This window comes from Blastococcus goldschmidtiae (assembly GCF_031845325.1).
Lineage (GTDB): Bacteria > Actinomycetota > Actinomycetes > Mycobacteriales > Geodermatophilaceae > Blastococcus > Blastococcus goldschmidtiae.
Map to the genome: position 1 here is coordinate 111,536 of NZ_JAVREI010000014.1, position 10,306 is coordinate 121,841.

The following is a 10,306-nucleotide window of genomic DNA, read 5'->3' on the forward strand; positions in this document are numbered from 1 at the left end:
GCCCACCCGTTCGGCCTACCTGTGGTCGCGGTCCGGGGGCGCCGGCGCGCTCAGCAGGTGAACACCGACCAGCAGATCTCGTTCCGCACGCGCTGGTCGTCCAGCACGAGCTCGCGGACGGCGTCCGGGAGCTGGTCGCGCTGCCAGCGGCACTCGGCCTGCCCCGCGGCCTCGCTCTCGCCGGCCGGCGCGGCAGCGAGGACCGCCTTGATCGCGTACGCCGCCGCGCCCAGGTCGTGGGCGGCGACGTGCGCGACAGCGCCGGCCTGTCCGGCCGCATAGGCGGCGTGCCGTGCGACGCCCCGCAGATCCCTGGCCGCCCCCATGGCGTGACCGCCCGCGGCGCGGGCCGCCATCATCGCGACGTCGCCCCGCACCCACGCGCGGGCGGCCTCGATCGCCGCGCGCGGTCTCGGGTCCTGGGGCCGGACCGCCTCGAACAGGGGCAGTACGTGCTCCGCGCAGGACGCGGCCCACAGCGCCAGGAGATGGTGGTCCGCATCGGAGAGCGTTCCGCCACGGCGGACGGTGACCAGCCGGGGATCCCGGACCTTCGGCAGGATCATGACCGAGGTTCTACCGGAGGCGGGAGCCGCCGCCATAACGGAGTGAGCGGTCATGCATGACCGTGTATGGTCATGCATCGTGAGCACAGGGCAGACGTGGACGGTCGGGGTCACCGGCGCCACCGGGTACGCCGGGGGAGAGGTGTGCCGCCTGCTGGCCGCGCACCCGAACCTGCGGTTGGCCGGGGTGCACGCCAACTCGAGCGCCGGCCGACGCCTGGGCGAGCTGCAGCCGCACCTGCTGCCGTACGCCGAGATGGTGGTCCAGCCGAGCGACGCGGCGAGCCTGTCCGGTTACGACGTCGTGGTGCTGGCGCTGCCGCACGGGGAGTCGGCCGCCATCGCCGCCCAGCTCCCGGTGGACACCCTGGTCATCGACTGCGGCGCCGACCACCGGCTGACCGACTCCGTTGCCTGGGAGCGCTGGTACGGGGACGGGTACGCCGGCTCCTGGCCCTACGGGCTGCCCGAACTGCCCGGCCAGCGGGAGCAGCTGGCCGGCGCGCGGCGGATCGCCGTCCCCGGCTGCTACCCGACCTCGGTCACCCTCGCGCTGGCCCCGGCCCTGGCCGCCGGCCTGGTCGAGCCCGAGGTGGTCGTCGTCGCGGCCAGCGGGACCAGCGGCGCGGGCAAGTCCGCCAAGCCGCACCTGCTCGGCAGCGAGGTCATGGGTGCGGTGAGCGCCTACGGCGTCGGCGGGGTGCACCGGCACACGCCGGAGATGATCCAGAACCTGTCGCAGGCGGCCGGGACGTCGGTCGGCGTGAGCTTCACGCCCACGCTCGTGCCGATGAGCCGGGGCATCCTCGCCACCTGTTCGGCGAAGCTCGCGCCCGGTGTCGACGCCGACAGCGCGCGGGCCGCCTACGAGAAGGCCTACGCCGACGAGCCGTTCGTCCACCTGCTGCCCGAGGGGCAGTGGCCGACGACGGCGCAGGTGCTCGGTGCCAACACCGTGGCGCTGCAGATCGCCGTCGACGGCGACGCCGGCCGGCTCGTCGTGGTCGCCGCCGTCGACAACCTCACCAAGGGCACCGGGGGAGCCGCGCTGCAGTGCGCCAACCTCGCGCTCGGCCTTCCGGAGACCACCGGTCTCCCGCTCGTAGGAGTCGCGCCATGACCGTCACCGCCCCGAAGGGCTTCAACGCCGCCGGCGTCGCAGCCGGGCTGAAGTCCAGTGGCGACCCCGACGTCGCGCTGGTGCTCAACACCGGCCCCGACGACGTCGCCGCCGCCGTCTTCACCACCAACCGCTTCCCGGCCGCCCCGGTGATCTGGAGCCGCCAGGTGCTGGCCGGTCAGCGCTGCCGGGCCGTCGTCCTCAACTCCGGCGGAGCCAACGCCTGCACCGGGCCCGAGGGCTTCGCCGACACCCACACCACCGCCGAGCACGTGGCAGAGGAGCTGGGCCTCGGCGCAATCGACGTCGCCGTCGCCAGTACCGGGCTCATCGGCATGCGGCTGCCCATGGACCTGCTGACCGCAGGGGTCACCGCCGCGGCGCAGGCTCTGAGCGAAGACGGCGGTGCCGAGGCCGCCCGGGCGATCATGACCACCGACAGCGTGCCCAAGACGACGATTCAGCAGCGCGGCGGTCCGGACGCCGGCTGGAGCATCGGCGGCATGGCCAAGGGCGCCGGGATGCTGGCGCCCAGCCTGGCCACGATGCTCGTGGTCCTCACCACTGACGCGACCGCCGACCCCGACGTCCTGCAGCGGGCGCTGCAGACGGCGACCGCGGCCAGCTTCGAGCGGGTCGACTCCGATGGCTGCCTCTCCACCAACGACACCGTGATCGTGCTGGCGAACGGCGCGAGCGGGGTCACGCCGACCGAGGAGCAGCTGACCGAGGCCCTCGCCGCGGCGGCGACCGACCTGGCGATGCAGCTGCTCGCCGACGCCGAGGGCTCCACCAAGGACATCGCCATCACGGTGCGCAACGCCGCCACGGTCGACGACGCGCTGACCGCCGGTCGGGCCTGCGCGCGCAACAACCTGCTCAAGACGGCGCTGTTCGGCAACGACCCCAACTGGGGCCGGGTGCTCGCCGCGATCGGCACCACCGACGCCGCCTTCGAAGCCGATCAGGTCGACGTCACCATCAACGGCGTCACCGTGTGCCGCGGCGGCTCGATCGGGGACCCGCGCGAGGGCGTCGACCTCACCGGCCGGGCCATCACCATCGACGTCGACCTGAAGGCCGGCATCGAGGAGGCGACGATCTGGACCAACGACCTGTCGATCGCCTACGTGCACGAGAACTCGGCGTACTCGACGTGAGCACCCAGGAGCCCGAGCCGCACGTGACCACGGTCCACGACCCCGAGGCCCAGGACCCCACCCCGCCCGACGTCGCGGTCGACCAGGCGGTCCCGCCGCGGCGGATCGGCACGCACCGGGTCATGCGCACCCACGACCCCGAGGGCGACGCCCGCCGGATCGCCGTCCTCACCGGGGCGCTGCCGTGGCTCAAGGAGTTCCACGGCAACGTCGTCGTCATCAAGTACGGCGGCCACGCGATGGTCGACGACGAGTGCCGCCGGGCGTTCGCCGACGACATGGTCTTCCTGCGGACCTGCGGCATCCTGCCGGTCGTCGTGCACGGCGGCGGTCCGCAGATCACCGAGATGCTCGGCCGGCTGGGCATCCAGAGCGAGTTCCGAGGCGGCCTGCGGGTCACCACGGAGCAGACGATCGGCGTCGTCCGCATGGTGCTGACCGGCCAGGTCACCCCGGAGGTCGTCGGGCTGATCAACCAGCACGGCCCGCTGGCCGTGGGCCTGTCCGGTGAGGACGGCGGGCTGTTCACCGCCGAGCGCACCCGGGCCGTCGTGGACGGCGAAGCGGTCGACATCGGCCTGGTCGGCGACGTCGTCGAGGTCGACCCCGCGCCGGTCCGTGCGCTGCTGGAGGCCGGTCACATCCCCGTGATCGCGACCGTCGCCCCCGACCGGGACGGCGTCGTGCACAACGTCAACGCCGACACCGCCGCCGCTGCCGTGGCCGTGGCGCTGGACGCGGTGAAACTCGTCGTCCTCACCGACGTCGAGGGCCTCTACTCCGACTGGCCCGACCGCGACTCGCTCGTGCAGCAGATCGACGTCGCGGAACTGGGCGAGATCCTCCCCGACCTGGACGCCGGGATGGCGCCGAAGATGGCCGCCTGCCTGCGGGCGGTCGAGGGCGGGGTGAAGCGGGCGACCGTCGTCGACGGCCGCACACCGCACGCACTGCTGCTGGAGATGTTCACCACCGAGGGCACCGGGACGATGGTCGTCCCGAGCCTGCCGACCCACGCACCGACGACCCAGGAGGAGGGCACAGCACCATGACAAGGGAGGGATCTGGGCGGGACAGGACGGACGAGCTGGCCCGCCGCTGGTCAGCCGTGATGATGGGCAACTACCGGACGCCGCCGGTTGCGCTGGACTCCGGCACCGGGGCGACGGTGCGGGACGTCGACGGCCGCGAGTACACCGACCTGCTCGGCGGCATCGCGACGACGATCCTCGGCCACGCCCACCCCAAGGTGGTCGAGGCGATCACCACCCAGGCCGGGAAGCTCGGGCACGTCTCCAACCTGGCCATGCACGAGCCCGGGGTTGCCCTGGCCGAGCGGCTGCTGGAGCTCGCCGGCCGCCCCGGCCGGGTCTTCTTCTGCAACTCCGGCGCGGAGGCCAACGAGGCGGCGTTCAAGCTCAGCCGGCTCACCGGCCGACCGCAGGTCATCACCGCCGAGGGCGCCTTCCACGGGCGGACGATGGGCGCCCTGGCGCTCACCGGCCAGCCGTCGAAGGCCGCCGCGTTCGCGCCGCTGCCCGGCGGGGTTTCCTACGTGCCCTACGGCGACGCCGACGCGCTCACCGCGGCCGTCGGCGAGCGGACCGCGATGGTGCTGCTCGAGCCGATGCTCGGCGAGGGCGGTGTGCTGCCCGCACCGCCGGGCTACCTGGCCGCCGGCGCCACCGCCGCGAAGGCCGCCGGCGCGCTGTTCGCGCTCGACGAGGTGCAGACCGGCATGGGGCGCACCGGGCACTGGTTCGCCCACCAGGCCGACGGGCTGCAGCCCGACGTCATCACGCTGGCCAAGGCGCTCGGCGGCGGGCTGCCGATCGGCGCGATGCTCGCCTTCGGCGACGCCGCCGACCTGCTCACCGCCGGCTCGCACGGGTCCACCTTCGGCGGGAACCCGATCGCCGCCGCCGCCGCGCTCGCGGTGCTCGACACCATCCGCGACGAGGGCCTGCTCGAGCGCGCCAAGGAGATGGAGCACCGGTTCACCGCCGGCATCGAGGGTCTGGGCCACGCCGGCATCGCCGGGGTCCGGGGGAGGGGTGCGCTGCTCGGCGTCGTCCTCACCGCCGACGTCGCCGCCGCCCTGGAGGCGCAGCTGCGCACCGCGGGCTTCCTCACCAACGCCGTCGCCCCCGGGGTGCTGCGGCTGGCCCCGCCCCTGGTCCTCACCGACGCGCAGATCGACGCCTTCGTCGCCGCGCTGCCCGCCGCTCTCGACACCGCGATGGTGACGGCCGAGCGAGCATCGCAGGGAGCGCCAGCGACCGAGGAGCGGAACGAGGCCGGAACCGAGCCATCCCACACCGCTTCCCAGGAGGCCGACTCGTGACCCGCCACTTCCTCCGGGACGACGACCTCACCCCGGCCGAGCAGGCCGAGGTGCTGGCGCTGGCCGCCTCGCTCAAGGCGACCCGGCACACCGCGGAGGCGCCCACCCCGTTGCGCGCGGCCAACGGCGTGCCTCGCGGGGTGGCGGTGCTGTTCGACAAGCCGTCCACGCGCACCCGCGTCTCGTTCTCCGTGGGGGTCGCCGAACTCGGCGGGTACCCGCTGGTCATCGACGCCGCCACCAGCCAGCTGGGCCGCGGCGAGCCGATCGCCGACACCGCCCGGGTGCTCGACCGGCAGGTCGCCGCCATCGTGTGGCGGACCTTCGGGCAGGAGCGCATCGAGGCGATGGCCGCCGCCAGCCGCGTCCCGGTGGTCAACGCGCTGACCGACGGGTTCCACCCCTGCCAGATCCTGGCCGACCTGCAGACGGTCGCCGAGCGCAAGGGCTCGCTGGCCGGCCGGTCGATGAGCTACCTGGGGGACGGCGCCAACAACATGGCGCACTCCTACCTGCTGGGCGGCGCCACCGCCGGCATGCACGTGCGCGTCGGCTCGCCCGAGGAGTTCCAGCCCGACCCCGAGGTGCTGAAGCGCGCGGGGGAGATCGCGGCCGAGACCGGTGGCTCGGTGGCGTGGACCGCGGACGCCGCGGCGGCCGCCGACGGCGCCGACGTGCTGGTCACCGACACCTGGGTCTCCATGGGGCAGGAGGACGAGTACGACGCACGCATCGCCCCCTTCCTGCCCTACGCGGTCGACGAGGCTGCGCTGGCCCGGGCCGCCGACGACACCGTCGTCCTGCACTGCCTGCCGGCCTACCGCGGGAAGGAGATCGCCGCCGAGGTGATCGACGGCCCGCAGAGCGCGGTGTGGGACGAGGCGGAGAACCGGCTGCACGCGCAGAAGGCCGTGCTGATCTGGCTCCTGGAGCACTCGTGACGAGGAGGCGGCGATGACCTCGGTCCCCAGCCGCAGCGCGCGCCAGGCCCGGATCCGCGACCTCATCGAGGCCCAGTCGGTGACGTCGCAGACCCACCTGGCCGCGCTGCTGGCGAGCGCCGGCATCGAGGTCACCCAGGCCACGCTGTCCCGGGACCTCGACGAGTTGGGCGCGGTCAAGATGCGGGGGTCCGACGGGGCCCCGGCGTCCTACGTGCTGCCGCCGGAGAACGCTCCCCTGCGCCCGGCGCAGACCGCCCCGGCCCGGCTGACCCGCCTGCTGGCCGACCTGCTCACCGACGCAGAGGGCAGCGCCAACCTGGCCGTCCTGCGGACGCCGCCCGGCGCAGCCCAGTTCCTCGCCTCGGCGCTGGACAAGGTCGGCCTCCCCGACGTCCTGGGCACCATCGCGGGCGACGACACTCTGCTGGTCGTCTCCCGCGACCCCGACGGCGGAGCGGCCCTGGCCGACCGGCTGCGCGCGCTCGCCGAGCGGACGCCGGCCGTGTACCCCGAACTGCAGAACGACCTGGAAGAGGAATCCGGCACGTGAGCAGCAACCCCCCTGGATCGCAGACCCGGCTCTGGGGCGGCCGCTTCGGCGGTGGCCCGTCGCCGGCGATGGCGGCCCTCTCCAAATCGACCCACTTCGACTGGGCCCTGGCGCCCTTCGACCTGGCCGGGTCGCGCGCCCACGCCCGGGTGCTGCACCGCGCCGGGCTGCTCGCCGACGACGAGCTCGAGCAGATGCTCGGTGCGCTGCGTGAGCTCTCCGACGAGGTCGAGGCCGGCACCTTCACGGCCATCGAGAGCGACGAGGACGTGCACGAGGCGCTCGAGCGCGGGCTCACCGAGAAGCTCGGGGCGCTGGGCGGCAAGCTCCGTGCCGGCCGCAGCCGCAACGACCAGATCGCCACCGACCTGCGGCTCTACCTGCGCCACCACGTCCGCGCGCTGGCCGGCGAGCTGGCGTCGCTGGAGTACGCGATCGTGGGCCTGGCCGAGCGCTACGCCGATGTCGCAGCACCGGGCATGACGCACCTGCAGCACGCGCAGCCGGTGCTCTTCAGCCACCAGCTGCTGGCGCACGCGCACTCCTTCGCCCGCGACGTCGACCGGCTGCGCGACTGGGACCGGCGCACCGCCGTGAGCCCCTACGGATCGGGTGCGCTGGCCGGATCATCCCTGCCGCTGGACCCGGACGCCGTCGCCGCCGAGCTCGGCTTCGACCGCGCCACCGACAACTCGATCGACGGCGTCAGCGACCGCGACTTCGCCGCCGAGTTCTGCTTCGTCGCGGCGATGATCGGCGTGCACCTCTCCCGGCTGGGGGAGGAGGTCGTGCTCTGGACGTCGACGGAGTTCGGCTGGGCCCGGCTCGACGACGCCTGGGCGACCGGGTCCTCGATCATGCCGCAGAAGAAGAACCCCGACATCGCCGAACTGGCCCGGGGCAAGTCCGGGCGGTTCGTCGGCAACCTGACCGGGCTGCTCACCATGCTCAAGGGCCTGCCGCTGGCCTACGACCGCGATTTGCAGGAGGACAAGGAGCCGGTCTTCGACTCGCTGTCCCAGCTGCTCCTCCTGCTCCCCGCCGTCACCGGCATGGTCGCCACGCTGACGCTCCGGCCGGAGGTGCTCGAGGCCGCCGCGCCCCAGGGCTTCGCGCTGGCCACCGACGTCGCCGAGTGGCTGGTCCGGCAGGGCGTGCCGTTCCGGTCCGCGCACGAGATCAGCGGCGAGATGGTGGCGTTCTGCGAGCAGGCGGGCCTCGAGCTCGACGAACTCGACGACGACCAGCTCGCCGCCATCGACGAGCGGCTCACCCCCGACGTGCGGTCGGTGCTCTCCGTGCGCGGCGCCCTGGCCGCCCGCAGCACCCGAGGGGGGACCGCGCCCGAGCGGGTGGCCGAGCAGATCACCGGCCTCACGGCGCTCGCCACCGGGCATGCCGAGTGGGCGTCGTCCTCGCCCGTGGCGGGCGTGCTCTGAGCTCTCCGTCCGACGTCGACCGGCCCGGGCCGGGTCCTCTCGTCCGCGAGGAGGACCTGCTCGGGCCGGTCGACGTCGTGGCGCCGGCGCTGCTGGGCTGCTGGGTGGTGACCGACCGCCCGGAAGGACGGGTCGCGCTGCGGCTCACCGAGGTCGAGGCGTACTCGGGTGCGGGGGAGGACCCCGCCTCGCACGCGCACCGCGGCCCGACCCCGCGCGCGGCGATCATGTTCGGCCCCCCCGGGCGGCTGTACGTGTACTTCAGCTACGGCGTGCACTGGTGCGCCAACGTCGTCGTCGGGCCGGAGGGCCGGGGCTCGGCGGTGCTGCTGCGCGCCGGCGAGGTCGTGGTGGGGGAGGAGCTGGCCCGCGTCCGGCGTCCCGCCGCCCGGGCCGCCCGGGACCTGGCCCGCGGGCCGGCCCGGCTCACCCAGGCGCTGGCCATCGGCCCCGACGACAAGGGCGCCGACCTACTGGACCCGTCGTCGTCGGTGCGGCTCCACCGGGGGACGCCGCCGTCCGCCGTGTCGGCCGGTCCGCGGGTCGGGATCAGCCAGGCACAGGAGCTGCCCTGGCGGTTCTACGAGGCGGACGCGCCCTCGGTGAGCGTGTTCCGGGCGGGTGGGAAGCCCCGCCGTCGCGCGGCCGGGCAGGATGGACCCCCGTGACCGATCTGATCGACGAGCTGCACCGCCGCGGGCTGATCGCCCTGAGCACCGACGAGGCCGCGCTGCGCGCCCATCTCGCCGAGGGGCCGGTCACCTACTACTGCGGCTTCGACCCGACGGCACCCAGCCTGCACGTCGGCAACCTCGTGCAGTTCATGCTGCTGCGCGCGCTGCAGCGGGCCGGGCACCAGCCGGTCGTCCTGGTCGGCGGCGCCACCGGGCTGATCGGCGACCCCGGTGGCCGGAACTCCGAACGGCAGCTCAACGACCGCGAGGTCGTCGCCGAGTGGGTCGAGCGCATCCGCCGCAACGTCACACCGCTGCTCGAGCGCCCGGCCGAGGAGCTCGGTCTCCGGCCGCCGATCTACGTCGACAACCTCGACTGGACCGAACAGCTCTCGGCCATCGACTTCCTGCGCGCCATCGGCAAGAACTTCCGCGTGAGCCAGATGCTGGCCAAAGAAGCGGTCTCGGCACGGCTGAACTCCGAGGCCGGCATCAGCTACACCGAGTTCAGCTACCAGATCCTGCAGGCGAACGACTACCGGGAGCTGTACCGGCGGCACGGGGTGACGCTGCAGACCGGTGGGTCCGACCAGTGGGGCAACCTGACGGCCGGCATCGACCTGGTCCGGCGCACGGAGGGCGCCGGGGTGCACGCCATGGGCACCCCGCTGATCACCACGGCCGACGGCCAGAAGATCGGCAAGACCCAGGGCGCCACGGTGTGGCTCGACCCCGAGCTGATGAGCCCCTACGCCTTCCACCAGTACTGGCTCAACGTCGACGACGTCGACGCACGTGCCTGGCTGCCGCTGTTCTCCGAGCGACCGGCAGGGGAGGTCGAGGCGCTGATCGCGGAGAGCGTGGAGCGGCCGGCTGCCCGCGCGGTGCAGCGGGCGCTCGCCGAGGACCTGACCAGGTTGGTGCACGGTGAGCAGGAGCTGGCCCAGGCCGAGGCGGCCGGGCGGGCGCTGTTCGGTCGCGACGACCTCCGGACCCTGGACGCCGGCACCCTGACCGCCGCGCTGACCGAGGCCGGGAGCGTCACGGTGGACGGCGAGCTGCCCACGATCGCCGTGCTCCTCCAGCAGACCGGCCTGGTGAGCAGCCTCTCGGAGGCCCGCCGCACCGTGAAGGAGGGCGGCGCCTACCTGAACAACGAGCGCGTCGCCGATGCGGACGCCGTGCCGGCGGACGACGCCTGGCTCCCCGGCGGCTGGCTCGTCCTGCGCCGGGGCAAGCGGTCGGTCGCGGGGGTCCGGCGAGCCGGCTGACCGGGCAGTCCATGCCGTGCGAACGGGGGGTGTGCCGCGTGTGACGGCCCGGTGTCGGGCGTCACGTGCAGGCGGTTTGACACCGCCCCCGGGGGCACGTAACTTTCTCTCTGCGCCGCGCGGCCCTGAGGGGCCGCCGGACCGGGACCCGCCGCTGGCGGGGGCAACGGAAACCGGCGTAGTGTTGGACATCCAGCCAGGTGCGGAGCCCGTGAGGGTCGAGTGTCTGCGCGTCCGC

The 10,306-nt window shown here is 74.0% G+C and carries 10 protein-coding genes; 9 read left to right on the forward strand and 1 reads right to left on the reverse strand.

What is annotated here, in order from left to right:
- Positions 1 to 50: 50 nt before the first annotated feature.
- On the reverse strand, positions 51 to 566 hold the full coding sequence (locus RM425_RS17160; RefSeq protein WP_311346434.1) for a putative immunity protein: 516 nt from the start codon (positions 564 to 566) through the stop codon (positions 51 to 53).
- Between the two features lie 79 nt (positions 567 to 645).
- Here RM425_RS17160 and argC point away from each other — a divergent pair, with 79 nt between their 5' ends.
- Genes argC through tyrS form a run of 9 tightly spaced genes read left to right on the forward strand, consistent with a single transcriptional unit; the run spans position 646 to position 10,068 of the window.
- Positions 646 to 1,686 (forward strand): N-acetyl-gamma-glutamyl-phosphate reductase, encoded by a 1,041-nt coding sequence (gene argC / locus RM425_RS17165; RefSeq protein WP_311346435.1) that lies wholly within the window; start codon positions 646 to 648, stop codon positions 1,684 to 1,686.
- Entirely contained in the window at positions 1,683 to 2,846 is a 1,164-nt protein-coding gene (gene argJ / locus RM425_RS17170) for a bifunctional glutamate N-acetyltransferase/amino-acid acetyltransferase ArgJ (protein WP_311346436.1), read from the forward strand. Before argC ends, argJ begins: the two co-directional genes overlap by 4 nt.
- Entirely contained in the window at positions 2,843 to 3,898 is a 1,056-nt protein-coding gene (gene argB / locus RM425_RS17175) for an acetylglutamate kinase (RefSeq protein WP_311346437.1), read from the forward strand. Before argJ ends, argB begins: the two co-directional genes overlap by 4 nt.
- Positions 3,895 to 5,190: an acetylornithine transaminase gene (locus RM425_RS17180; RefSeq protein WP_311346438.1), complete on the forward strand. Its 1,296-nt coding sequence runs from the start codon at positions 3,895 to 3,897 to the stop codon at positions 5,188 to 5,190. Before argB ends, RM425_RS17180 begins: the two co-directional genes overlap by 4 nt.
- On the forward strand, positions 5,187 to 6,131 hold the full coding sequence (gene argF / locus RM425_RS17185) for an ornithine carbamoyltransferase (protein ID WP_311346439.1): 945 nt from the start codon (positions 5,187 to 5,189) through the stop codon (positions 6,129 to 6,131). The genes RM425_RS17180 and argF overlap by 4 nt, the downstream gene beginning before the upstream one ends.
- 13 nt (positions 6,132 to 6,144) lie before the next feature.
- Positions 6,145 to 6,684, forward strand: a complete 540-nt coding sequence (locus tag RM425_RS17190; RefSeq protein WP_311346440.1) for an arginine repressor — start codon at positions 6,145 to 6,147, stop codon at positions 6,682 to 6,684.
- Positions 6,681 to 8,123, forward strand: a complete 1,443-nt coding sequence (gene argH / locus RM425_RS17195; protein ID WP_311346441.1) for an argininosuccinate lyase — start codon at positions 6,681 to 6,683, stop codon at positions 8,121 to 8,123. Before RM425_RS17190 ends, argH begins: the two co-directional genes overlap by 4 nt.
- Positions 8,087 to 8,791, forward strand: a complete 705-nt coding sequence (locus RM425_RS17200) for a DNA-3-methyladenine glycosylase (RefSeq protein ID WP_311346442.1) — start codon at positions 8,087 to 8,089, stop codon at positions 8,789 to 8,791. Before argH ends, RM425_RS17200 begins: the two co-directional genes overlap by 37 nt.
- Complete coding sequence (tyrS, locus tag RM425_RS17205) at positions 8,788 to 10,068, forward strand: tyrosine--tRNA ligase (protein ID WP_311346443.1); 1,281 nt, start codon at positions 8,788 to 8,790, stop codon at positions 10,066 to 10,068. Before RM425_RS17200 ends, tyrS begins: the two co-directional genes overlap by 4 nt.
- The last annotated feature ends 238 nt before the right edge of the window (positions 10,069 to 10,306 follow it).

Excerpts from the sequence above, each read along its gene's own strand:
- RM425_RS17160 (WP_311346434.1), bottom strand. The coding sequence starts at position 566 with ATGATCCTGCCGAAGGTCCGGGATCCCCGGCTGGTCACCGTCCGCCGT.
- argJ (WP_311346436.1), top strand. The coding sequence starts at position 1,683 with ATGACCGTCACCGCCCCGAAGGGCTTCAACGCCGCCGGCGTCGCAGCC.
- RM425_RS17180 (WP_311346438.1), top strand. The coding sequence starts at position 3,895 with ATGACAAGGGAGGGATCTGGGCGGGACAGGACGGACGAGCTGGCCCGC.
- RM425_RS17190 (WP_311346440.1), top strand. The coding sequence starts at position 6,145 with ATGACCTCGGTCCCCAGCCGCAGCGCGCGCCAGGCCCGGATCCGCGAC.